General features: G+C 48.7%; 23 protein-coding genes and 1 tRNA gene. 9 read left to right on the top strand and 15 right to left on the bottom strand.

Annotation, left to right across the window (positions count from 1 at the left end; translation table 11 throughout):
- Positions 1-183: 183 nt before the first annotated feature.
- Complete coding sequence (locus MKX74_RS08275; protein ID WP_018885869.1) at positions 184-1,383, top strand: enolase C-terminal domain-like protein; 1,200 nt, start codon at positions 184-186, stop codon at positions 1,381-1,383.
- Positions 1,384-1,409: 26 nt separating this feature from the next.
- On the opposite strand, the gene MKX74_RS08270 is transcribed toward MKX74_RS08275, so the two are convergent.
- From MKX74_RS08270 to MKX74_RS08245, 6 genes are all read right to left on the bottom strand, one after another.
- Positions 1,410-2,117, bottom strand: coding sequence for a GntR family transcriptional regulator (locus MKX74_RS08270; protein WP_341178040.1), 708 nt, complete (start codon positions 2,115-2,117; stop codon positions 1,410-1,412).
- Positions 2,118-2,337: 220 nt separating this feature from the next.
- Positions 2,338-2,649, bottom strand: a complete 312-nt coding sequence (locus tag MKX74_RS08265) for a hypothetical protein (RefSeq protein ID WP_341178039.1) — start codon at positions 2,647-2,649, stop codon at positions 2,338-2,340.
- Between the two features lie 186 nt (positions 2,650-2,835).
- On the bottom strand, positions 2,836-3,678 hold the full coding sequence (locus MKX74_RS08260; RefSeq protein WP_341178038.1) for an AAA family ATPase: 843 nt from the start codon (positions 3,676-3,678) through the stop codon (positions 2,836-2,838).
- A gap of 150 nt (positions 3,679-3,828) precedes the next feature.
- Positions 3,829-3,978, bottom strand: coding sequence for a 50S ribosomal protein L33 (gene rpmG / locus MKX74_RS08255; RefSeq protein ID WP_341178037.1), 150 nt, complete (start codon positions 3,976-3,978; stop codon positions 3,829-3,831).
- A gap of 154 nt (positions 3,979-4,132) precedes the next feature.
- Positions 4,133-4,831 (bottom strand): pentapeptide repeat-containing protein, encoded by a 699-nt coding sequence (locus MKX74_RS08250; protein ID WP_341178036.1) that lies wholly within the window; start codon positions 4,829-4,831, stop codon positions 4,133-4,135.
- A 20-nt stretch (positions 4,832-4,851) separates the two neighbouring features.
- Positions 4,852-5,664: a C40 family peptidase gene (locus MKX74_RS08245; protein WP_341178035.1), complete on the bottom strand. Its 813-nt coding sequence runs from the start codon at positions 5,662-5,664 to the stop codon at positions 4,852-4,854.
- A 549-nt stretch (positions 5,665-6,213) separates the two neighbouring features.
- Between MKX74_RS08245 and MKX74_RS08240 the strand changes: the two genes are divergently transcribed.
- From MKX74_RS08240 to MKX74_RS08230, 3 genes are all read left to right on the top strand, one after another.
- The gene (locus MKX74_RS08240; RefSeq protein WP_341178034.1) at positions 6,214-7,353 is read left to right on the top strand and encodes a CobW family GTP-binding protein; all 1,140 of its coding nucleotides are present in this window, start codon (positions 6,214-6,216) and stop codon (positions 7,351-7,353) included.
- A 137-nt stretch (positions 7,354-7,490) separates the two neighbouring features.
- Positions 7,491-8,483 (top strand): permease, encoded by a 993-nt coding sequence (locus MKX74_RS08235; protein WP_341178033.1) that lies wholly within the window; start codon positions 7,491-7,493, stop codon positions 8,481-8,483.
- A 49-nt stretch (positions 8,484-8,532) separates the two neighbouring features.
- Positions 8,533-9,501 carry a TIGR03943 family putative permease subunit gene (locus MKX74_RS08230; RefSeq protein ID WP_341178032.1) on the top strand — a complete coding sequence of 323 codons (969 nt, stop codon included), beginning with the start codon at positions 8,533-8,535 and terminating at the stop codon, positions 9,499-9,501.
- A 101-nt stretch (positions 9,502-9,602) separates the two neighbouring features.
- Here the strand turns inward: MKX74_RS08230 and MKX74_RS08225 are convergent.
- Positions 9,603-9,687 (bottom strand) — tRNA-Leu (locus tag MKX74_RS08225).
- 250 nt (positions 9,688-9,937) lie between these two features.
- On the opposite strand from MKX74_RS08225, the gene MKX74_RS08220 reads away from it, so the two are divergent.
- On the top strand, positions 9,938-10,450 hold the full coding sequence (locus tag MKX74_RS08220; protein WP_018885879.1) for a hypothetical protein: 513 nt from the start codon (positions 9,938-9,940) through the stop codon (positions 10,448-10,450).
- Positions 10,451-10,650: 200 nt separating this feature from the next.
- Here the strand turns inward: MKX74_RS08220 and MKX74_RS08215 are convergent, their stop codons facing one another.
- From MKX74_RS08215 to MKX74_RS08195, 5 genes are all read right to left on the bottom strand, one after another.
- Positions 10,651-10,983, bottom strand: a complete 333-nt coding sequence (locus MKX74_RS08215) for a carboxymuconolactone decarboxylase family protein (RefSeq protein ID WP_018885880.1) — start codon at positions 10,981-10,983, stop codon at positions 10,651-10,653.
- A 152-nt stretch (positions 10,984-11,135) separates the two neighbouring features.
- Positions 11,136-11,369 carry a hypothetical protein gene (locus tag MKX74_RS08210; RefSeq protein ID WP_018885881.1) on the bottom strand — a complete coding sequence of 78 codons (234 nt, stop codon included), beginning with the start codon at positions 11,367-11,369 and terminating at the stop codon, positions 11,136-11,138.
- Between the two features lie 181 nt (positions 11,370-11,550).
- Positions 11,551-11,892 carry a hypothetical protein gene (locus tag MKX74_RS08205; protein ID WP_018885882.1) on the bottom strand — a complete coding sequence of 114 codons (342 nt, stop codon included), beginning with the start codon at positions 11,890-11,892 and terminating at the stop codon, positions 11,551-11,553.
- Between the two features lie 106 nt (positions 11,893-11,998).
- Positions 11,999-12,571 carry a xanthine phosphoribosyltransferase gene (locus MKX74_RS08200; protein WP_018885883.1) on the bottom strand — a complete coding sequence of 191 codons (573 nt, stop codon included), beginning with the start codon at positions 12,569-12,571 and terminating at the stop codon, positions 11,999-12,001.
- Positions 12,572-12,630: 59 nt separating this feature from the next.
- Positions 12,631-13,251, bottom strand: coding sequence for a DedA family protein (locus MKX74_RS08195; RefSeq protein ID WP_018885884.1), 621 nt, complete (start codon positions 13,249-13,251; stop codon positions 12,631-12,633).
- Positions 13,252-13,401: 150 nt separating this feature from the next.
- Between MKX74_RS08195 and MKX74_RS08190 the strand changes: the two genes are divergently transcribed.
- Positions 13,402-14,529, top strand: a complete 1,128-nt coding sequence (locus MKX74_RS08190; RefSeq protein WP_018885885.1) for a YkvI family membrane protein — start codon at positions 13,402-13,404, stop codon at positions 14,527-14,529.
- Positions 14,530-14,558: 29 nt separating this feature from the next.
- Here MKX74_RS08190 and MKX74_RS08185 read toward each other — a convergent pair whose 3' ends face one another.
- Positions 14,559-15,683 carry a glycosyltransferase family 4 protein gene (locus MKX74_RS08185; protein WP_018885886.1) on the bottom strand — a complete coding sequence of 375 codons (1,125 nt, stop codon included), beginning with the start codon at positions 15,681-15,683 and terminating at the stop codon, positions 14,559-14,561.
- Positions 15,684-15,974: 291 nt separating this feature from the next.
- Between MKX74_RS08185 and MKX74_RS08180 the strand changes: the two genes are divergently transcribed.
- A complete protein-coding gene (locus MKX74_RS08180; RefSeq protein ID WP_341178031.1) occupies positions 15,975-17,108 on the top strand; it encodes a GGDEF domain-containing protein in 1,134 nt (377 codons plus the stop codon).
- 104 nt (positions 17,109-17,212) lie between these two features.
- The gene (locus tag MKX74_RS08175; protein ID WP_341178030.1) at positions 17,213-18,607 is read left to right on the top strand and encodes an RsmF rRNA methyltransferase first C-terminal domain-containing protein; all 1,395 of its coding nucleotides are present in this window, start codon (positions 17,213-17,215) and stop codon (positions 18,605-18,607) included.
- A gap of 72 nt (positions 18,608-18,679) precedes the next feature.
- Here MKX74_RS08175 and MKX74_RS08170 read toward each other — a convergent pair whose 3' ends face one another.
- Both MKX74_RS08170 and MKX74_RS08165 read right to left on the bottom strand, forming a co-directional pair.
- Entirely contained in the window at positions 18,680-19,498 is an 819-nt protein-coding gene (locus MKX74_RS08170; RefSeq protein WP_341178029.1) for a pseudouridine synthase, read from the bottom strand.
- A complete protein-coding gene (locus MKX74_RS08165) occupies positions 19,495-21,225 on the bottom strand; it encodes an RsmB/NOP family class I SAM-dependent RNA methyltransferase (RefSeq protein WP_341178028.1) in 1,731 nt (576 codons plus the stop codon). Before MKX74_RS08165 ends, MKX74_RS08170 begins: the two co-directional genes overlap by 4 nt.
- Before the next feature lie 222 nt (positions 21,226-21,447).
- On the opposite strand from MKX74_RS08165, the gene MKX74_RS08160 reads away from it, so the two are divergent.
- Positions 21,448-21,963, top strand: coding sequence for a thioredoxin family protein (locus tag MKX74_RS08160; protein WP_341178027.1), 516 nt, complete (start codon positions 21,448-21,450; stop codon positions 21,961-21,963).
- The last annotated feature ends 153 nt before the right edge of the window (positions 21,964-22,116 follow it).

The raw sequence follows: 22,116 nt of genomic DNA, 5'->3' as shown, positions 1-22,116 counted from the left end.
ATAAAAAGCAGTCCAAAATTCACACCACTTCCCAATAAAACGTTGATATAACAAGGTTTTTGTTGAATTAAATATAAAATTGGTCTGGTTTATTTTACAATCCGCCACTTTTACCCGACCAAATTGATTCTGCATTTCAGACGTGTTTCAATAAAGTTAGATTTCTGAGAAAAGAGGAGAATTATGAACCCTTCCCTGATTACAAATGTGGAATGTTTTGTGCTAAAGCCGGATCGCCATAACCTGGTGGTCGTCAAGGTGACAACAGATAATAATATGGTCGGGCTCGGCTGCGCTACGTTTCAACAGCGTCCGAAGGCTGTTCAGCTCTTGGTAGAGGAATACCTTAGACCCATACTCATTGGAAAAGATGCCAACAACATCGAGGATCTATGGCATATGATGATGGTAAATTCCTATTGGCGGAATGGGCCCATCACGAATAATGCGATAGCTGGCGTGGACATGGCTCTGTGGGATATTAAGGGCAAACTGGCCGGCATGCCGTTGTACCAGCTTTTTGGAGGAAAATCGCGGGACGCCGTCCCTGCCTATACGCATGCTGTAGCTGATAACATTGAGGAGCTGTACCATGAGGTGGACACTCTTCTCGCGCAGGGCTACAAGCACATTCGCTGTCAGCTCGGCTTCTATGGAGGGAACCCTTCGCAGCTGCATACACCAGAGCAGTCTACACCTGGCTCTTATTATGATCAGGACGAATATATGCAGACAACCGTCCGCATGTTCGCGCAGTTGAGAGAGAAGTATCAGCATCGCTTCCACATTCTGCATGATGTGCATGAGCGGCTGTTCCCGAACCAGGCTGTCCAATTTGCCAAGGATCTGGAGCCGTACAAGCCTTATTTTATCGAGGATATTCTACCGCCAGACCAGAACGAATGGCTGCAGCAGCTTCGCTCACAGACCTCTACTCCAATGGCCACAGGCGAACTGTTCAATAACCCGCTAGAGTGGAGGAGCCTGATTGCGAATCGACAGATTGATTATATCCGCTGTCACGTCTCCCAGATCGGTGGCATTACCCCAGCGCTCAAGCTGGGCGCCCTCTGTGAGGCCTTCGGGGTTCGTATTGCCTGGCATACACCGTCTGATATTACGCCGATCGGGATTGCCGTGAACACACACCTGAACATTCATCTGCACAGTGCAGCCATTCAGGAGAATATTCCGATCAAGGAGAATACTCGCAGTGTATTCTCTCCAGTGCTGGATGCCCGGAACGGATATATCTACCCGCTGGAGCATCCGGGAATCGGGGTAGAATTCAATGAGGCCGCGGCGCTTAACTTTCCGGTAGAATATCGCATGCACGAATGGACACAGGCCCGTCTACCGGACGGCACGCTGATGACACCTTAGGGCTACTCCCTCTCAGATATGCGTACTTATTGATTTCTACGCTTATGATGCGCATTGTTGAATGCGGTCAAGTAAGTGCATTTATAATCAATCGCCACAATCTCGCTCGTCTCGAATATGATGCCATTATTCAGAATGCCCCGGCTTGATATCTTCATAGCCGGGCTTTTTCTTTTTTGCTGCAGCAATGTGGCCTGCTCTTTATTCAGTGCAATAGCCTCATAGGTGTTGAGATAATGGGAGATGGTGTATCTATGCTTTTTGACAAAAGACTGAATGGAATGCTCGGCATCCTGAATGGTAAGCATGGGAAATAGCCTCACTGGCAGTCGGGATTGCTCAATCTGTACCGTCTGATAATTCACGATTCGTACACGCTGATAGGTCCAGACCTCCTCCTCGCTGGTGATCCCGAAGATCTGCTGATCATTGGACGTCGCTGGCTCCCGGAGAAGCTCAATGACCTTGGAGGTGATGCTAGAGTAGGGATTCTCCGTCAGAGAGTTATAGATGAGCGGGCTAGACTGTATATTTTTCTCAATGAAAATTCCCGAGCCCTGGACGACCTTAACCATCCCCATATAGCGCAGCTTCTGAATCGCCTCATGAATGGTATAGCGGGATACCTCATACTGCCTGGCAAGCTCTCTTTCGGTGGGGAGCTTCAAGCCGGGAAATTGATTCTGATAAATTTTGCTAAGCAAATCGTGAATGATAAATTCCTTCTTCTTCATGCTTTATCCCCCTGAGTCCATAATGCCGACACCCTTATCGCTCCTAAACACATCTGCTGACTTATCATCGAACCTCTGCTATGAATCCGGTCATCTATAATCTAAAAAAAGGTTCCCCAGCGGCACAGGAATGCCACTGAAAGAACCTGTATCTACATGGACGAGTTACATTATAGCACACGCTATAAGCAAGTCAACGAAGTATGGATTGTATGACTAACTAATCCACCTTGAAGCGTGCTGTCAACTGTTGTAGCTCTTGTGCCAGATGGGACAAGTCTGCCGAAGAAGAGGCTACCTGCTGCATGGATGCCAGCTGCTCCTCAGAGGCCGTCGCCACCGTCTGGGCATGACCCGAGGTGTCTTTCGCGATCAGCGCCAATTGATCTACGGTCGCATGGATCTGCTGAGAACCGGCCATGAGCTGTTGGGAGGAGGAGGAGATTTCATTGCTTTGATCATGGATGTCTGCCAGACCACGCACGATCTCTTCGAAGATGCGCTCGGCCCCTGTGGCAAGATGCGCTCCCATCCTACCTTGCTGCTGGTCACGGTCATCGCTTGCCAGGCGTCAGCATTCCCCTGCTGAATGGCCTTAATCAGCTCGCTGATGCTATGAGCCATCGGATTGTTTTCACAATTTCTGATTCTCTGGCACTAAATATTAAATGAATCATATGCACTTATGTACCTTGATACAGTAAATGAAATGTCCTGACTATTCCTTGCATACAGCACTGCCCTCTGCAGATCCAGATATAATCCTAGGCTTGTATTCGGCGAAAGCATGCTTGATGTGCAGAATGCTTAGCGGGGTATCTTCGATGATTGCCTTGCGCTTGGCCTTGAGGATGATCTGCTCCATATCGGCAAAGCTGCAGCCCTGCAGCACTTGAGATGCTTCCTCATGAACATGCTCCTCTTGAGCAAATTGATCCAGATGCAGACGAACGAACTCATTTCGACTCCTGTCATCCGGCATGCTGTAGGTCATCTTTGTATCGAAACGGCGCCAGATCGCGTGATCCAGTTGTTCCTCCAGATTGGTGGCGGCCATGAATACGCTGTTGCTCTCGAATTCATCCAGACATTGCAGGATTGTATTGACCACTCTAGACATCTCCTTGACCTCGTCGTTATTATCGCGTGTTCGTGCGATCGCATCGAATTCATCCAGGAACAAGACGCATGGCGTTGTACTGGCATAGTCAAAAATCTTGCGAACATTACTTGCCGTCTCCCCCAAATGGCTATGAATAATCGCATCCAGCCTTACCAGCATTAAAGGGATTTGAAGACGTGCCGCAATATAAAAAGCTGTAAGTGTCTTCCCCGTTCCCGGAGGCCCGAACATTACGATCTTATTTGGAATCGGCACGTCATAATGCTCGAACTTCTCCTTCATGCCGAGAATAGTAATAAATTCTTCAACAATATTCCGATTCTCCGCAGGAAGCACAACGCGCCTCACCTTGCGCTCACACTCCTTCGGGGTGTATACGGTAGCTACATCCGTGCCCTTGGATCGGGGCAGACGTGAGCTGGTACGCTGTTTACTCATTCAGGTCGAGCTCCTTCTATAGACTTAATCAGTCCTTGGCTGATGCTTATGTTGATTCAATCCTAAGGAAAGGCCAAGCCATGAGGCTTCGGTTCTCCTGCAAGGATTATTCGTGATCAAGCGAGCTGTAGTTCCTCACAGGCAAGCCAGTTAGCGCGTCTCGCGGTGCAGCGTATAACGACGCAGACGTGGGGAGTATTTGCGCAGCTCCATCCGTTCTGGATGTGTCCTCTTGTTCTTCGTGGTGGTATAGTTGCGGTCTCCTGTCTCGGTACATGCCAAAGTAACAACAACTCTCATGTTCACCTCTCCTTTATTAGTAATTATTACGATTTAATTATTGTACTCTTTACCTAATCCAATGTCAAACTACCACTTTACACATTTAAAATAAGCAAACGAAAGAAGACCCCGGCACCATTCCTCACGATGGCACAGGAGTCTTCTTGATAAGCTAATCACAATTGCTATACGCCCAGATTGGTAAGTCCATTTTCTCGAATTGATCCGCTGACGGTGGGACCCCACCCTCAAGCTTCACTCCACTCACATCACAATCAATGAAACGCGCTTGATGGAACGTACAGTTCTCGAAGCGCGAGGCTTGTAGAGAACCTCTGAATTCTACCTGATCAAACACACAATTTACGAAGCTACATACACGAAGCTCCACACCACGAAGCACCGCGCCAGAGAAATCACAATGATGGAACTGAGTCCGCCGTCCTCCGTATTCCAGCCCCAGTCTCCCTGTTCCTATACGTGCTTCCCGGAAGGAACAATGCTCAACGACCGTCCGTTCCATATTCACGATCAGCTTGGTGTTGGCCAAATTGCAATGTCTAATCTCGCAGTGAGACAGCATTGCACGATCCAACTGAGCATGGGTCAGATTCACGCCCTGTAGGCTTGAATAATTCATATTGCCGCCAAGGCAAGCATATGCCAGATCGACCTCCACCAGTCTGGAGCGAAACAGGCTCTTCAACTGCAAGGCCGGTATGACGGGATGGTCCAGATCAAGTCCAGACAGGTCTGCCCGTTCAATTACGGCATCCTGGCCTGCTGCAATGGCTTCAATATGCGGTTGTATAGACTCGATATACATCGGGTCCATCCATTTCTTCAACGCTTCACTTTTCGGTGTGGGCATATATAACTCCTTTCAGATAGTTACAGTGCACTACCTCCGAAGAGGAAGCGATACTCCCAGTGCTTGCCGGCAATATCGCTGATGGTCACGCCACCACCTGCATTTGAATACGTATGCAGAATTTTGCCGTTTCCGAGATAGATGCCTGTATGTGTAATCCGTGCTGTCGATTTATTCACGCCACTGTAGCTTGAAGACTTGGTTCCTTTATACGACATAAAATACATCAGATCACCGCGCTTCAGCTTCTTCCAATCCTTCTGTACGTTACCTTTGGCTTTCACATAATCTCCTTGCTGACGAGAATCAGAAGGGAGCTTAACGCTCAGAGCATCCAGGAACGCCTGACGTACAAAGCTTGAGCAATCGAACGTAGCTGTGCTGCTCCGGCTTGCGCCAAATTCATACGGTGTGCCCCAGTATTTCATGCCGGCAGCAATCACCTTCTCGACAGCCGCACTGCCTTTAGTTGCGGAAGCATTATTGGAGCCTGAGGAATTGTTGCTGTTGCTTGAGCTGTTATTCCCGCTGATCGCTTGCGTATATTTGGATGAGGAGGATATATATCCGGTCCGGTTGGACGAATCCTGCACCTTGTACCAGTCTGAACCAGATTGGCTGATAATCGTGATCGTCTCACCTTTTGGCAGCTGACGAACAATTTTCGCTGACGTGGACGGCGAGGTCCGCAAATTAACGCCCCAGATGACCTTCGCTTTGGAGCTATTCACTGCGGCAGCCGATACCGATTCCGTGAATGTACCTGCCGTAAGACTTCCGAATAGCATCGCTGCTGTTGCACTTGCTGTAATGATCTTGCTCTTCCAGTTCATGATGTCGTGTTCCTCCTGATGTAACAGAATTTTAACCTGGTCGCCGTGAACCGGGCTTGTCCCATTGTAAACGGGTGGTCCGAAGCGATCATCAGGCCAAAGTCCTGTATTGATTCAGGCACATTTGAGCACTAGGTATCAGGAAAAGAGCCTTCATTGGCCTGAAAAACCTCGGTTTCCCAAAGGTTAAAATGTTGTAACCATTTGATAACACTACGTTTTGTAATGTATGGTAATTGATCCTTCTCTCTTTAAAATAGATAGGTATTTAGACCTATTCGAATGCTAAATAACACATCCAATTGGTAGAATTTACATATCTATTTTGCGTTCCAAATCACTTATTCAAGTTATCTTTAGGCCACATAAGTCATCAGTTCTTCCTCAGTGACTACTTTTCATTCCACAAAATAGTAATTATTACAATCAGTTATGCGTATATACAAGTATACTTACCGCATCTAGCAAGTGCTCCCTATCTAATATCTTTGCTTTAAGGCACAGATCCAGCCCCCATACGAGAATCTATAACCGTTAGGAGACACGCGAATGAATAAAACACCAGTAATCATCATCAGCGGATTTTTGGGTAGCGGAAAAACTACTTTGCTTCTGAAGCTCCTCCGCACTCTGCGAGCAAGCAAGATCAAGCCCGCCATACTGATGAACGAGTTGGGCAAGGCAGATGTAGATGGAAGAATTATCACCGAAGCCGTACAGGACCTTCCGCTTGAAAGGCTATTTGACGGCTGCATTTGCTGCAGCAAGAAGAGTGAAATCGCTGGCTCCCTCCAAAGTTTGCTGGCTCTAGCTCCGGATGTCATCCTGGTCGAGCTCACTGGTGTAGCCAATCCTGAAGAGGTCATTGATACCATGTCCGAGCCCACGTTGCATCACAAGATCACTCTCCATAAGATCATCACGGTCTTAGATGCAGAGCATGTACTAGAATACAGCAGCATCTTCTCCTCGGATCGAGAACTCGTGCACACTCTACGCCGCCAACTGGAAATTGCAGACATCGTATTAGTGAATAAGCAGGATCTCGTCCCCCATGCACAGCTCTCCAAGGTTGAACGCTTGATACGCAAACACAACGGGCAAGCCAACATCTTCCATACCATACATGGGGAATTCAAGCAGGGGGTTGTCACCGAAGGACTCGTACCCAAAGATCTCCAAGCTAGTAGACCTAGTGGATCTAGTGGATCTAACAAATCCAGTTTATCTAGTACTTCTGGTACTTCTGGTACTTCTGGTACTTCTGGTACTTCTAATACACCCACTAAATCTATGGCATCCAGTACATCTACGGCAATCAGTAGCTCTTCTGCATTCAAGGTTGTATCTACTCACCGCCACAATAGTAGAGATTCTACGCGTTCTGGGAGGCAGGCCCAGACTTCCTTTTCCCGCATCCAGACCATCATGGTCCCGATCAGCAAACAGACCCCCATATCCTTGCAGAAGCTGGCTAAATGGCTAAAGTCCAAAGGACATCGGGTACTGCGGGCCAAGGGCTACGTTCCTTTGGAGCATTCCTCTCCCCCCTCACTGGTTCAATTTGCGGGGAGACATCTCCGGCAGGAGCAAACCTCCTACCAAGGCGACTATTATCTGGTCATTATCGGCTTCGAGCTGGATGAGAACTCCTTATTGTCAGAGTGGAAGACGAGCGTTCTCAGTTGATAACCTTAGCGTACACGCTCCAATCAGCGCTGTGCGCTATTTTGTTAATTTCATGAAATCGCTCATGTCTTCACAATCCCCGAATAAAAATGGTTATAGGATACTCTCTTACTCTACTCTATTTCAGGAGGCCCTGCATGAATGCTTCAACGGTGTATAAGACGCTCCCCTTCTTTTTCGTCATGATATTTCTGATTCCTGCTCTGACCGTCTGGTCTCACGACAGTAATCTTCTCGTACATCCGCAGCTACAGCATATCAAGACCATTTTTATCGGGATTTTTCTAGAGGCGCTGCCCTTCATATTATTAGGAGTGCTTCTGTCGTCACTGCTTCAGATCTTTGTGAAAGAGCAGTGGATTCGCCGCCTGCAGCCCAAAAATCCAGTGATTGGCGTGCTGCTCGCATCCTTGCTTGGAGTCATTCTCCCCATATGCGAGTGTGGCATGATTCCTGTCGTACGCAGATTGATGCTGAAAGGGATGCCTGCCTACATGGCGGTGACCTTCATACTGAGCGGTCCGATTCTGAATCCTGTCGTGTTTATGGCCACTCTCATGGCATTTCGCGCACATCCTGAAGTGGTATGGGGCCGAATGGGACTGGCACTGGCGGTCTCGGTCTCTATAGGCCTTATCATCTACTTACTGTATTCTGGCAACCCCCTGAAGCAATCCTTGCAACGATTTCATGCACAGACCGGATCAGAGAGCTCTCATGAGCACTCTAGAACATGGGACAGCTTCTTCGTGCATGCGGGCAATGAATTGATGGAGATGGGCAAATATTTGGTACTGGGCGCCTTCGTCACTGCGTGTATTCAAGCCTTCATTCCACGTGATGAGCTATTAGATCTGGGGAGTGGCTCGCTCTCCTCATATTTGTTCATGATGGGATTCGCCTTCATACTGTCACTTTGCTCTACCTCTGATGCATTTGTGGCATCCGCTTTTACGCACTCTTTTACTATTGGACCGCTCGTTTCTTTTCTCGTACTTGGACCCATGCTGGACTTCAAAAGCCTGCTGATGCTGCTGGCCACGTTCAAGCTCCGATTTGTGGCTGTTCTTAGTCTCCTGCTCCTGATCTTGATACTTCTGGGGTCGATGGCTATCGATATTCTCGTCTAACACTGCCTGTATAAGAACGATATGCACACTTAGGAAAGGAGAAGCTCGTATGGCCCTTCATGCCAAAGTCCGCATCCACTATTTCAGCCGGTCACTCCTGCTGATTGCTCTAGCCTGCTACATTACGCACCTGAATGAGACCCAAGCCTTACACTATTATCTGGCTCCAAATATGCAAAAGCTGTTACTGCTTTGTCCTGTGCCGCTATGGTTCATTGCTATCGGAATGCTGTGGCATACCCTCACGGGAGGCAGGGAGAAAATTTGTGACTGTGAGCACCCAATGCCAACAGGATTATTCAGGAACGTGAACGTCTATGGTCTATTTGTAGTCCCACTATTATTCGGATTGCTCTTGCCTGATCAAGCACTAGGCAGCGGCATGGTTGTGAAAAAAGGAATGCTGTACTCCGTCCCAGCTCCGGAACTTCTGGATACACTCCAACGAGAGAGTGGTTCATCAGATCCAATTGTTCCAACTGCTCCAGACGTCCCCGGGCAGCAACAGAGCCTGAACCCAGTAGCTAGACAACAGAATCTGGACAAATTGTTCGTAGCGAAGGATAAATACTCCATAGAATTCGCTGAATTAGCTAAGCGACTCTATACTTTACCAGTGATTGATGTTGAATCCTCCATTTTCTCGGAGACGATCGGTGCTATAGATATGTATAAGGAAGAATTTCAGGATAGACCCATCTCGCTGAAGGGCTTCGTCTATCGGGAAGAGGGCATGGGATCGAATACATTCGTGATCAGCCGCTTTCTCATGATGTGCTGTCCTGCTGATGCCATGCCGTTCGGCGTACTGGTCGAAGGGGACAATGCCGCCGTCTTCCCCGAGGATACGTGGGTAGAAATTGAGGGGGCTATTAAGACCACATCCATGAACGGCAAGGATACCCTCAGCATTCAGGCAGCACAGATCCGCATGATTGAGGAGCCTGCATCGCCATACATTTTCACAAACCCCGATTCAGTAGCGGAATTTGATAGTCGATATAGTCAATTGAAATGAACAACCCTCCACAATTCCTGTTAACACTGCTTGGATTGCAATGAAGCACAAAGAAGCACTTGAATGATCCTAAAGGATCAATTCAAGTGCTTCTTGATTGATGCGGTCGAGAGGACTCGAACCTCCACGGGGGGTTAGCCCACACGGACCTGAACCGTGCGCGTCTGCCAATTCCGCCACGACCGCGTATCAGACTGCTATTGCAGCGACAAGATAGATCATAACATGCAGTACAAATTGAGTCAATACATATTTTAAAAATTACGAATTCCCTGCGAATCTCTAACACATAACCCAGATCTCTAGCACATACCCAGAAATTTTCATGCCTTTTATGCATTGAGACTTGATTTTATGCATATGAACGAGTTAAAATAAGAACATAAGTTCCCTGACAGGAACACTCACACAATTATTCCCAAGGTGGTGACTTGCTATGACAGTCGTTACACAGGAAGAATTATCATTAGTTCGAAGCTATCTGTTTCTTCTCTTTATCCAAAAGGTATTTGAACGAGACAGTCATATATTGGAAGAAAGCGGACTACTTAAGACACCCGGCTTGTATGTAGAATTAGTACACGCTGGAGCTGACCGGACTGGCATTTTAATGTCCGAAGTGAAGCATGAATTCAGGAAGCGTTCCATTGCCGTGCTGGAGATTCACCAGGATGAGCGACTGATTAGGGCCGCCTATGAAGCACATGGAGAGCAGCACGAGCTTAGCATCCCCATGTCGGAATTCCGTATGGAGATGTATGAGCGAATGCGGGCTTATCTAGGTCTGAGCACTTCGCTTCCCACCACCTCATCCTTCACGGGAACGAGTCCTCTAAGTCCGGCACCCCCTGTCCAATCCGAATCCTTTACGGGACGCCGCAAGCGTCTCGTCAAGCAGCCTTCTTATTCAGCCAGCTCCTGGAAGCGACCTGCTGCTGCCCAGGCATGACAAGGCTGTCCTCAAGGACTGCAGTGCTCTTCTTTGTACAGTAAGAGTACTGCAGCTATTTTGTATTTGTCACAAGTAGGTGGATCGATATAGGGAATTATCACCAAGCACATACAAACGACAATAAGAGCTGGCAACACCAGCTCTTATTCATTATATAGACTACGATTGTCATTCACTGCTTAATTCTACAATTCACATTACTGCTTAATCGCTTGCTGCACTCTAAGCGCCCCTTGACTCATGGCATGTCCGCCGCCAACCGCACCTGCGACAGCAATCGTTTCCATAATTTCCTGTTCGCTAGCTCCCTTGGAGCGTGCCTCATTCACATGATAGAAGGTACATACCTCATTATTAGCGAACATACCGATGCCTAACGCGATCAGTTGCTTGGTCTTTGCATCCAATGCACCACTCGCGAAGCACTCACCAGTGAATTGGTGGTAAGCATTGACGACCTCTGGCAGACTGTGTGCCAGCTCACTGATCTGATCTTTATATGCGTGGACCTTCTCCTCCATCACCTTCACCGTGCTGCACATCCTCTCGTTATTCTTGTGGCTGTCTTAGGTTATCCCCATACAGTCACAAATATGCCGAGCCTATATACAGCGTATATGGGACTTTCCTGTACTCCATTGGTGAGATGCGGGTTCTTGAGATCTGACCAACTGTGTAGGATCTATGACTCCCCTTGATTTTGCTCGAACATCTCGGGGCGGGGCTCACTGAACAACTGCACAGTATATGTTCTCGGTACACGTGCCACATTCCGATTCGGCCTCCGAATCAGGATATCCTGATCGTCCCATGCCAGTACGGTACCAACTACATCGTTGGCTTTGACCCCATCACGGATGACTCGCACCTTACTACCTGCGACCCGCAGTGCATCCAGTTCTTCTTCACTAATCACATTCTTCCCTCCCTTTACTGCGTAATAGAGACCGCACCAGCCCTAACGGTGTTCTCTATGTTACGAATAACCTGCAAAGACCTGAAAGAGACCTAAATGGGATCATTTAGGTCTCGGTGGTTCATGTACATCGCTCGTAGAAACGATGCATGCTATATGGAATGCCGACTGAGCAACAAATTCATCCCGAATGATCAGCGTTAGCGTGTTCTTTGCTATCGTTCTTCTCGTACCAGAAGTCAAGTACCTTTGCAGACAACACACGTTGCTCTACATAATCAACCTGATGAGGTGTAAAGTGTTCCTTCCACTCAAATTCCAAATCCTCACACAAGCTAACGAGTGTCAACAGCTCAGACCATGCTACATAACGCTTATACCAGAAAAATTGAGGGTGTTCGATCATATAGGGATAAAGGTCATCAAACTCCGTGTGCTTGCAATCCAGAGCACGTTCAAAGTGAACTTTAGCCGCTGCCAATTTATCCAGGAAATATTGTTCTGTCATTTGCTCTTTCCCCATGTTGCTGCCTCCTCTCTCCCAAAACCTTACGTCTATTATAAGCGAAATCCATGCACATGCAAAGCCATTGTCAAAAATTAGGCCTGCTGGATACCATCTATTTCGTCTATTCTATGAACGTAACCTTACCGTCTGCCAAGGAGGATATCTGAACAAGCGGCTCCACACGAATGCCTTGCTCCCGAATAGACTGCGCACCGGATTGGAAGCATTTCTCCACGACAACACCAAATCCAATTAGACTAGCACCTGAGCGCTCGATGATCTTTACCATGCCTCGTGCTGCATCTCCATTGGCAATAATGTCATCAATGAACAGTATTCGATCATCTTCATGAATGTACTGTCTAGACAGCATAATATCCGTTACAATTCCCTTCGTGAAGGAAGGCACCCGCTCGCATAATGCATCGGGATCAGCCAGCAGCGTCTTCTTACGGCGGGCAAATACCAGCGGAACTCCCAGCTCTAGCGCAGTCGCGAAGGCCACAGCAATACCGGAGGATTCGACTGTGACCACACGTGTAATCCCCTCCTCACGGAAGCGTCTAGCAAATTCCCGGCCCATCTCCATGGTCAGCTCAGGGTCCACCTGATGATTCAGCAGGCCATCCAGCTTCAGCACCTGCTCTGATGCCACAACCCCTTCTTCCAATATACGCTTCTTCAATACTTCCATGTCAATGACCTCCCAAGCCCTATCCTATGCCGTAAAAGTACCATAGTTCGCTTCCCGCATCAAGCTTGGGAATCGCCTTGGCTTTTTAATTTATATTTTTTCCATGCCCAAGGAATGAATGCACCAATCATCATGAGTAGAATAACGGCTACTCCCATCTTACGGGTGACCTTATCCATGACCAATGCCACCTGTTCCCAATGCAGGCCGACAGCATGTCCCACCCATAGAAACGTGGTGCACCAGATCAGTGCGCCTAGGGTAGCATACAACAGATACGATGAGAATTTAAGACGGGTCGTCCCCGCCAGATAAGAGGATAGGTGCCGAAGGCCGGGTACAAAATAACCAAACAAAATTCCCCATGTACCATAACGTCCGAACCAGTTCTCGGACACCGCAATCTTCTTGGGTGTCAGACGAACCCATTTGCCATATTTGTGAAGCAACGGCTTTCCTAGGAACCTTCCCAAGGCATAACTGAACAGCATTCCGGTCATACTGCCGCAAAAAGTAACGATAAGTGCTGCCGAAAAATTATAATACCCTTGTGACACCAGCCCTCCGAAGGCAATCATGATGACCTCATCCGGAACAGGTACGCCAGCGACTCCCAAGGCAAGCAGCCCAAACATCGCAGCATATCCATAAGTTAAAATAAAAGAAACGATCGAACCCATTGTGCATAACTCCTGTCACTACTTGATCTGTACACTTGCTGCGTATGGCCATTCCATAACTTCGAGTCATGTCCCATTCTCCCTGGACATACCCTATAAAGAAGCGTAGGCTCATCCACAGCCTGTGCAGGGAGGAAAGGGAGGAAAGGAATGAGACGGGATATCCATGTTCTTCAAATTGCATTCACGTATATAGGCACTATTGTCGGTGCGGGGTTTGCCACCGGACAGGAAATCCTCCAGTTCTTTACACAGTACGGCCGCGTTGCAACCTTCACCATCCTGATCGCCACGATGGCCTTTATTTGGCTTGGGACCCGGATGATGCTCATTGCACATGATATATCGGCACATTCCTACGAAGATTTGAACAAGCACCTATTCGGACCAAAGGCCGGGAAATGGATCAGCCTATTTACGCTAATTATTATTCTGGGTGTGAACAGTGTCATGCTGGCCGGCTCTGGCTCTGTATTTGTAGAGCACTTGAATATGCATTACCAGATTGGACTGCTGATCACACTTCTGGGCACCTATCTGCTACTGGGAAAAGGGATGCGTTCCATATTACAGATCAATTCCATTGTCGTCCCCATTATGATGATTCTATCACTTCTATTGATCTTCAGTACAATCAAGGCACCTGGTGCTGATCGTTTCATTACCTTGACCTCGGATGAGCCCTTATTGAAAGGTCTGCTGTCGCCGCTACTCTACACCTCGTTCAATCTTGCGATGGCGCAAGCCGTGCTGGTGCCTCTTGGCGCACAGACAGCTTCGCGTTCCACCATCATTAAGGGCGGGCTAATCGGTGGGCTTGGCGTGGGACTGATGCTGATGTCCGCTCATTTCGCCATGTCAGCTCAAATGCCAGGTATTCAGCAATTCGAGATTCCCATGGGGAATGTAGCTGTTCAATTAGGGACCGCTATTCAGTTGCTATACATCACCATGATATTTATGGAGATCTTCAGCACGTTCGTTGCGGATATATATGGTCTTACCCTCCAGCTTCAGCATCATCTGTCAATGCACCCACGTCTGATCACTCTAAGCATTATGTGTACCTGCTATCTCATCAGCCAATTCGGTTTCAGCTCATTGCTATCGGTACTGTATCCTATTTTCGGTTCCCTTAGCCTTGTGTGGGCACTGACGCTAATCAAGAATGGCTATAAAAGACCTCCGCTACAGACAGTTACACCGAATAGCCAGCCGTCCGTCATCCGTACCCACGAGCCAGATACCAAGCCACCAATCAAGCCTACGGGAACCTAAGTTGGATTTTCATTTTTTCGCTCCATCAGCTATTCATTGAACTCTAGATACAGCTTCTTCAATTCATGGACGGCCCGACTGAGCGAATAATTGCTCTTGGCCTTCTCACAGGCTGAACGGGCCAGTTCATAACGATAGGACGGATCAACGATGACCTTCTCCATCGCCTCTGCCAGAGCTACCTCATCCTCTGGGGGTACGAGGAGGCCATTGATCCCATCCTCAATCTGCTCTGGAATACCGCCTACATTGGTTCCGACAAGCGCAAGACAGCTTAGTGCAGCCTCGGCAAATACAGATCCAAATGCCTCTGCACGTGACGGGAGCACGAAGATATCGAAGAAAGGCATGAATTCCTCCGGGTGCAGGGTATAGCCGTAGAAGATTGTCTCATTATATATACCAAGGTCCTGCGCCATTTGCTCAAGCTCCGGGCGAATAGGACCATCCCCGATAATGTGCAATACGTAGTCGACTCCCCGCTTTTTCAGCTCCGCACAGGCCTTTAGCAGCGTATCAATGCCCTTTGCGGGCACAAGTCGGCATACTGTAATTAGTTGGGCCACATCATTTTCGTGAGGAATCGGTTTGAAACGCCGTTCATCATAGCCGTTCGGTATAATCTGAATTCGCTCATGATGATCTACATAAGGACTCATATAATTACGAAAGGAGCCGGACACGGTCAGCATTCGATCCGTCTTGCGCTCCAGCTCACGATAGATCGAGATAAGGAATTGATGCTCAGGCCCCCCTTCCACAATCTTTCCGTTCAAGATCAGCTCCCGCTCATAGGAGGAGTGTATCGTCTGAATTAAAGGGGTATCCGGGAACACTGCTTTCATGGCCAAGCCCGCAATGGGATGATGGGCATGAACCAGATCATATGGAGTATGAATACGCAATTTCGTCCACCACAAATAATCACGGTAGGTCTGGATGTACTTCTGGACAATCGCACTGTCAGCGAATTCCGTCCAATCGAACGTATCGAATTGTACCTCTTCCTGACCTTTGTTGCGGATTCTTTTTGGCAATGAGAAGAGCTCCATCTCCCAGCGAGGAGCCGTGAATCGTTCCTGCAAATAAGGAATCATGGATGATACGCCCCCCGGCTGCTCGGGAGGGAAAAAGAGTGCTTGTAGCAATTTCATGACGTGCTTCCCCTTTCAAGCAATGCTGGAAACCGGAGCGTTATGCTCCAAAATATCCAGCTGTAGCCGTCTATATTGACTTTTCATAGCTTCTGAAAACATGATATATTGGAAATCCAGACAGCAGTTCTCCGGATCGGCATAAATACAATTAATTGTATCGGATTGGAACGAGCCAAGCAATAGAACCTGAGGAATTGCGTTCGCCAACACCCGGCGTCGATCCTCAGCAGGTTTTATGGAATATGCTGTACTTTTATTGCGTGTAACGCACGTGGGAGCCGTGAATTCGTGAAGCTGTTATCTACTCCGTGGGCCATGTCCGTGTGGCTTCCACCCGTCATTGCGGCTGTTGCCGGTCTATGTATTCTATTCATCATGTTGTGTATGTGTATAATGATGTACGGCAAGCAGCGAAAAAAAGCCTATTTGTACTTTATTGCAGCAGGGCTGTTTGTGATTGCTTATGAGAGCTGCCATCTCTACTCGGCAACAAGCCTATCCTCACGCTATGATTCCTCATGGATCGCTGTGCTGGAGTCGCTCGCCTTCCTGTTGATTAATGGGGCCGTCTATCAGTTGTACCGGAAGTCGAACGCAAAATTCTTCTGGACCTTTAGCACCTTTATTGTGCTGCTACTAGTACCACCTGTTCTATGTGTCCTGCTTCCATCAATACCTGCCAGCTGGAAGGACCCTGGGCTGCTGATCTTTAGTCAAATCCACCGTCTGCTGGTCATCGTATGGGGTCTACTATGGATTATGCCACGAATCGGACAACAAGGAAAATACCTGATCAGTCTGCTGATCTATGCACTGTGGGTCATCGCTGATACCTGGGCACAGCTTACCGTTCCTCCTGCCATCATTGAACATATGCAGCATCTGCGGGTGTTCTATTATCTGGTCCTATTCCTCATTTTGTTCCAACGAATCGTAGAGTTGCTCCAGCACATCTATCGCACCTCGATTACGGACGGCTTAACAGGTCTGTTCAACCGAAAATACTTTGGTATGCGCTTGAAGCGTTATGCTGAGGAAGGCGTGAGACTAGCGGTTATCTTCTGCGATATTGATAATTTCAAGAAGCTCAATGATACGGAAGGCCATGCCCGTGCTGACGAGGTGCTGAAGCAAGTCGCTGAGATTATTACTGAGGAGACCGAGGATATCGGTATTCCTGGCCGCTACGGCGGAGAAGAGCTTCTTGCCATGATTGTTGATAAGAAGGCGAAGCCTGGGGCTGTCGCTGAGCGTATTCGTGCCCGGGTAGAAGCAGAGAGCATCGTCACCATCAGTGTTGGTTATAGTGTTATCAAGAGTGGGGTGACGCCAGATGAACTGGTGCATCAGGCCGATACGGCCATGTATCACTCCAAGACGACAGGCAAAAATAAAGTAACAGACTATAAGACGATTCGATAGCTGATCGAACTACAGATGCATGAATTCGTATAGAATTGTATGGGTTGTATGAAATTGCATGGGTTGTATGGGATTAAATGTAGATCATAAAGGAGTAAATGGAAATGAATATAGACAAGCCGCCGCTTCCTGGCGCTTATATACAGCAAATCACAGAGCTGCTAGGTAGTGAGGCTCCTGCTTTTCTCGATAGCTACCATCAGCCAAGGGCACAGGGAATACGCCTGAACCCTGCAAAAATAACGCCCGAACTGCGTGAACAGCTCATTCAGGAATGGCAGTTAGTTCCGGTGTCTTGGTGCTCTGAAGGCTATTACTATCAGGAGCCTGTTCGTCCAGGCAAGCATCCGTATCATACAGGAGGACTTTACTATATTCAGGAGCCGTCCGCCATGTCTGCCGTAGAGCTGCTTGACCCTCAGCCCGGCGAGACTGTGCTCGATATGGCTGCTGCTCCTGGAGGAAAGACGACACATATTGCTGCCAAGCTTGGTGGTCATGGTCTGCTCGTCTCCAACGAGATCCACCCGGCGCGAGCCAAAGTATTGGCAGAGAACGTAGAGCGAATGGGACTGGCGAATGTCATCGTCACCAGCAGCACGCCTGAAGGCTTGTCAGCTCGCTTTGCCGGCAGCTTTGATCGGATTATGCTAGACGCCCCCTGCTCTGGAGAAGGGATGTTCCGTAAGGACCCTGATGCCGTTAGAGATTGGAATCCGGGGCTAGTAGAGATGTGCGCATCTCGCCAGCAGGATATTTTACACGAGGTACACCGACTGCTTAAGCCCGGGGGCACGCTTGCCTATTCTACCTGTACCTTTAACCGGACTGAAAATGAGGGAATGATGGATTGGCTCGTATCGGAATATCCAGATATGGAGCTGCTCCGTACAGAAAGAGTCTGGCCGCATCTGGAACGCGGGGAGGGTCACTTCGTTGCTGTACTCCACAAACGGTCTGACGAGCCCTCTCAGTCAGGAGAGGATCGTGAGCGGCATATCCGTCCGACAAAGGCGAAAAAGCATGACAGCCGCATGGGGAGCCGGGAGCTTGAGCATGCATGGCGGGCTTACCAGGACTGGGCAGCTGAAGCATTGAAGGATTTCACCTTGGGTCCTGGTCGTCCGCTACTGTTCGGTGAATCGCTCTACTACCTTCCCGACGGAGCTGGAATCCGATTGCACGACGCGGAGATGAAGGGGCTCAAGCTTCCACGACCTGGCTTACATCTCGGTGAGGCTAAGAAAGGGCGCTTCGAGCCTGCACACGCTTTGGCTCTGGCACTTCTTCCAGAGCAAGCTGCTCAGCATTGCCTGCTATCTGCTTCATCTGAGCAGGTCCAAGCCTATCTGAAGGGCGAGACGCTGAATACAGACCTGCCGCTTCAAGGCTGGGTACTCGTCAGCGCTGACGGTATCCCTTTGGGCTGGGCCAAAGCAAGCGGAGGACAGCTCAAGAACCGTCTGCCGAAAGGACTACGACACATGACAGGGCTATAACCCTGTTATGTGTTTTTTTCGATTGCATAGATAGTTCATCCATCTTGGAAGCTCTCCCTCTGGCCCATCCACCTAATCTGCCGTAGCTTCTTCTCGCTGCAGTAGACTTAATTCAGCATCCGTCAGCTCCCGATAAGAGCCGATAGGCAAAGTGGGGTCAAGGTGAAGCGAGCCCATATCTGTCCTTTTCAGATAGATTACCTTCTTGCCTACAGCCTCGAACATTCGCTTCACCTGATGGAATTTCCCTTCATGAATGATGAGCCCTATATATGATATGACAGAGTCAGAATCTTCACCCTGCTCTTGTCTAAGAATGGTCAATTCGGCAGGCATCGTTACATAGCCGTCGTCAAGAGTCACCCCTTCGCTGAATCGAGTAATGTCCTCTGCATTTACATCCCCTCGTACAGTGGCTTCATATCTCTTCGGGACATGACGCTTGGGTGATAGCAGCTCATGAGCAAGCTTGCCATCATTAGTGAGCAGAAGCAGACCCTCTGTATCCTTGTCGAGTCTCCCTACAGGAAAAGGCGAGAACTGTCGGTCCTCCTCCGCCAGAAGATCCACTACTGTCCGCTCCCGCAAGTCCTCTGTAGCCGAGACTACGCCTGGCGGCTTGTGCAGCATCAGATAGATGAATTCTTTGAATCGGACGATCTGCCCGGCAGCCTCGATCTGATCGTTCACAGGATGCACCTGCATCCCACTATCCTTGACCACCGCCCCATTCACAGTCACGGCACCCTGCTTAACCATTCTTTTGATCTCTGTGCGAGTACCGATCCCCATATGGCTCAATATTTTATCCAGACGTTGGGTCTGCTTGCCCTTCGGGTCCCGCGAGGTACTTCCTTGTATATCTCCCTTGTTATTGTCTAACCCACTCATACTGAGGTCCACCTCCAGCCGGAAGGATATTCATTCTTTAACATGCCGTTCTGCCATTTGCCCCAGCCTACTGAATAGCCATCTATGCAGATCAGAGTATAGCCCTTGCTACCTCGCTCATTCCCGTGAGGATAGGTTATCCGGTCAGCTGGTATCTCCAGTGTCTCTCCCTTAAGGTAGCGTACAGCCTCCGGCTGACGGGAATCCAGTGTAATAACCCGAATCGCCTCCTGCGAATGAAGAGCCGCTGCTAGCGGCTGTGAGGGCACGAAGCGACCATTCTTCAGCTTACCCATGTACCAGCCTGGTCGGACTACCTTGAGGCCCTCCAGTCGGGCAGAAGACAAGGGAGACTGATAGATGCGGTCACCATACATAATCGTCTCGCCTTGAAGGGTCACATGTAGCTGCTCTTGTACGAACTCATCATAGGAAGTGAGTGATGCCTGTTCCTTTTCTCGACCCGATCGTTGGCCCGATCTTTGGCCCGTTCCTGAGCCACTACGCTGCTTGGAACTTGCCGTGCCTCGGCTTCGCCCATGCCTGCTCTGCCCTCGCTCCAGCTCTGCTCGTGTTCCATGACGGGCAGGTCCACCTTTACCCTTGCGGACCGACATAGAATCCTCGGAGCCCCGTGCAGACTGTGCAGCAATGGACAGATGCCTTGTTGACCTTGATTTTGAGTCTATAGCTGAGCCTGGCATACCGGATATGTCAGACTCAGCTTCCAATCCAGCATGATCTGACAAATCGAGTACCGAGGATGCTTCCATCGTCCCTGGAGTCTCAGGTGAAGCTTCTGCATCTCCATTACGGCGCAACACAGCAGCATAGTGCCCTTCACCCTCCAGCCGATACGGCCATAGTCTGACCGTGCCAGCCAATGCACCTCCAGCACTCTGATCGCTTCCTGGTATCCAATCGGGTCTGCCGGGAGCAAATCCGTGCCGCAGCGGTACCGCAACGATGCTGTAGTCTGGATGCGTATTTAAAAACTCCGCAATCATCATTTCGTTCTCTTCAGGCGCAAAGGTGCAAGTCGAATAGACCATCGTCCCTCCAGGCGCCAGCATGTTCGCTGCCCAATGGAGAATATCACGCTGCATGATGACACAATCCGCAATTGTGACAGTGCTTTTCACCATATCCTCATCCTTACGATACATTCCTTCACCCGAGCAAGGAGCATCGATCAGGATTTTATCAAAAAAAGCCGGAAATGCCGCAGCGATCCGCTCTGGCTGTTCGTTCAGAACAACCGCATTGCGCACGCCGTATAGCTCAATATTTTTGGCAAGCGCCTTGGTGCGATCCGCATGGATGTCATTCGTCACCAGCACACCTGTCCCTCGAAGCTTCGCTGCAATCTGGGTAGATTTACCTCCAGGAGCAGCACATAGATCCAGCACCCGATCATGCTCCTTAACACCCAACAGTTCAACCGGGGCCATGGCGCTTGGCTCCTGAATGTAATACAGTCCTGTATGATAATAAGGGTGTAGCCCCGGCTTAATCCCATAAGGCACATAGAACCCCGTCTCACACCACGGGATGGGTCTAAGCTCGAACGGAGCCAGCTTCGTGAATTCATCCAGGGAAATTTTAAGTTCATTGACCCGCAGGCCTGCATGAGGGGTATGGTCATAGGTGGACATAAAGTCATCGAATTCCTTGCCCAGTAGCCGATGCATTCTCTCTATAAATGTTGATGGGAGCTGTACGCCCATAATGTAATCATCCTGTTCTTGGTGATATGAATATTGGTTGTTAGCAAAAGTTACACATGCTCTAATATATCATTCGGAATCTCAAATCTCCATCATGCACTGTTCATTTGTCTAGTTCCATCTATAATTTCGGATGCTTGTTTCACTACAGCCTGTAATGTTGTATAATGAGATCGTCATTGTTGACATATACAATATACAAGCCAGATAGGAGAGATTGTATTGAAATCTAAGAATAAGAAGCTTGTGCCTGTTATCAGCTTTTTTGCGGTACTAGCGATACTGATCGGCTTACTGATCGGGCTGAACTCCGGAACCAAGAATGAACTATACGGCAAGTCCGTATCTTCCATGAACCCAGCTACCCGCGAGATTTTGAACGATCCGAATTACCAGAATATTATCCTCCCTGCAGCAATGAAGAGCAAAATTGATAACAAAGAGAGCTTCTTTGTGTACTTCTTTGCCTCAGATTGCCCGCATTGTCGTGTGACCACTCCTGAGCTCATGCCATTGGCCAAGGATGCTGGCATAGATCTGCCCCAGTATAATCTTCGGGAATTCGAAGAAGGCTGGAATCAATACAAGATCGAGTACACCCCTACGCTTGTCTATTATGAAAATGGCGTTGAAAAAGAACGCATGGTAGGTGGTCTGCAAGAGACAGCCGGCGATAACGGCTACCAGCTAGAGGACTTCAAGGAATTCTTTGCGAAGCATAGGCCCGCAGGGTCCTGATTCATTCATCCAAGCATCCGTTAACTTTAGGGCAGAATTCCAAGATGGTATCCTCTCAAGCAAGACTCGTTAAAGACTTCAAAAAGACCGACAAGGCTCACAAGGATAGCCCCCGTAATGGGCTATCCAGCCTTGAATCGGTCTTTTTTTGTA

Origin of the sequence: Paenibacillus sp. FSL K6-1230 (genome assembly GCF_038002385.1) — a bacterium.
Classification (GTDB): Bacteria; Bacillota; Bacilli; order Paenibacillales; family Paenibacillaceae; genus Paenibacillus; species Paenibacillus massiliensis.
The sequence above is the reverse complement of the archived record's forward strand: the minus strand, read 5'-3'. Positions and strand labels throughout refer to the sequence as shown.

Excerpts from the sequence above, each read along its gene's own strand:
- MKX74_RS08195 (WP_018885884.1), bottom strand. The coding sequence starts at position 13,251 with ATGGGTTCGATCGTTTCTTTTATTTTAACTTATGGATATGCTGCGATG.
- MKX74_RS08190 (WP_018885885.1), top strand. The coding sequence starts at position 13,402 with ATGAGACGGGATATCCATGTTCTTCAAATTGCATTCACGTATATAGGC.
- MKX74_RS08230 (WP_341178032.1), top strand. The coding sequence starts at position 8,533 with ATGGCCCTTCATGCCAAAGTCCGCATCCACTATTTCAGCCGGTCACTC.
- rpmG (WP_341178037.1), bottom strand. The coding sequence starts at position 3,978 with ATGAGAGTTGTTGTTACTTTGGCATGTACCGAGACAGGAGACCGCAAC.
- MKX74_RS08220 (WP_018885879.1), top strand. The coding sequence starts at position 9,938 with ATGACAGTCGTTACACAGGAAGAATTATCATTAGTTCGAAGCTATCTG.
- MKX74_RS08275 (WP_018885869.1), top strand. The coding sequence starts at position 184 with ATGAACCCTTCCCTGATTACAAATGTGGAATGTTTTGTGCTAAAGCCG.
- MKX74_RS08170 (WP_341178029.1), bottom strand. The coding sequence starts at position 19,498 with ATGAGTGGGTTAGACAATAACAAGGGAGATATACAAGGAAGTACCTCG.
- MKX74_RS08270 (WP_341178040.1), bottom strand. The coding sequence starts at position 2,117 with ATGAAGAAGAAGGAATTTATCATTCACGATTTGCTTAGCAAAATTTAT.
- MKX74_RS08265 (WP_341178039.1), bottom strand. The coding sequence starts at position 2,649 with ATGGGAGCGCATCTTGCCACAGGGGCCGAGCGCATCTTCGAAGAGATC.
- MKX74_RS08175 (WP_341178030.1), top strand. The coding sequence starts at position 17,213 with ATGAATATAGACAAGCCGCCGCTTCCTGGCGCTTATATACAGCAAATC.
- MKX74_RS08250 (WP_341178036.1), bottom strand. The coding sequence starts at position 4,831 with ATGCCCACACCGAAAAGTGAAGCGTTGAAGAAATGGATGGACCCGATG.
- MKX74_RS08185 (WP_018885886.1), bottom strand. The coding sequence starts at position 15,683 with ATGAAATTGCTACAAGCACTCTTTTTCCCTCCCGAGCAGCCGGGGGGC.
- MKX74_RS08245 (WP_341178035.1), bottom strand. The coding sequence starts at position 5,664 with ATGAACTGGAAGAGCAAGATCATTACAGCAAGTGCAACAGCAGCGATG.
- MKX74_RS08200 (WP_018885883.1), bottom strand. The coding sequence starts at position 12,571 with ATGGAAGTATTGAAGAAGCGTATATTGGAAGAAGGGGTTGTGGCATCA.
- MKX74_RS08235 (WP_341178033.1), top strand. The coding sequence starts at position 7,491 with ATGAATGCTTCAACGGTGTATAAGACGCTCCCCTTCTTTTTCGTCATG.
- MKX74_RS08260 (WP_341178038.1), bottom strand. The coding sequence starts at position 3,678 with ATGAGTAAACAGCGTACCAGCTCACGTCTGCCCCGATCCAAGGGCACG.
- MKX74_RS08205 (WP_018885882.1), bottom strand. The coding sequence starts at position 11,892 with ATGGGGAAAGAGCAAATGACAGAACAATATTTCCTGGATAAATTGGCA.
- MKX74_RS08165 (WP_341178028.1), bottom strand. The coding sequence starts at position 21,225 with ATGGGCGTACAGCTCCCATCAACATTTATAGAGAGAATGCATCGGCTA.
- MKX74_RS08240 (WP_341178034.1), top strand. The coding sequence starts at position 6,214 with ATGAATAAAACACCAGTAATCATCATCAGCGGATTTTTGGGTAGCGGA.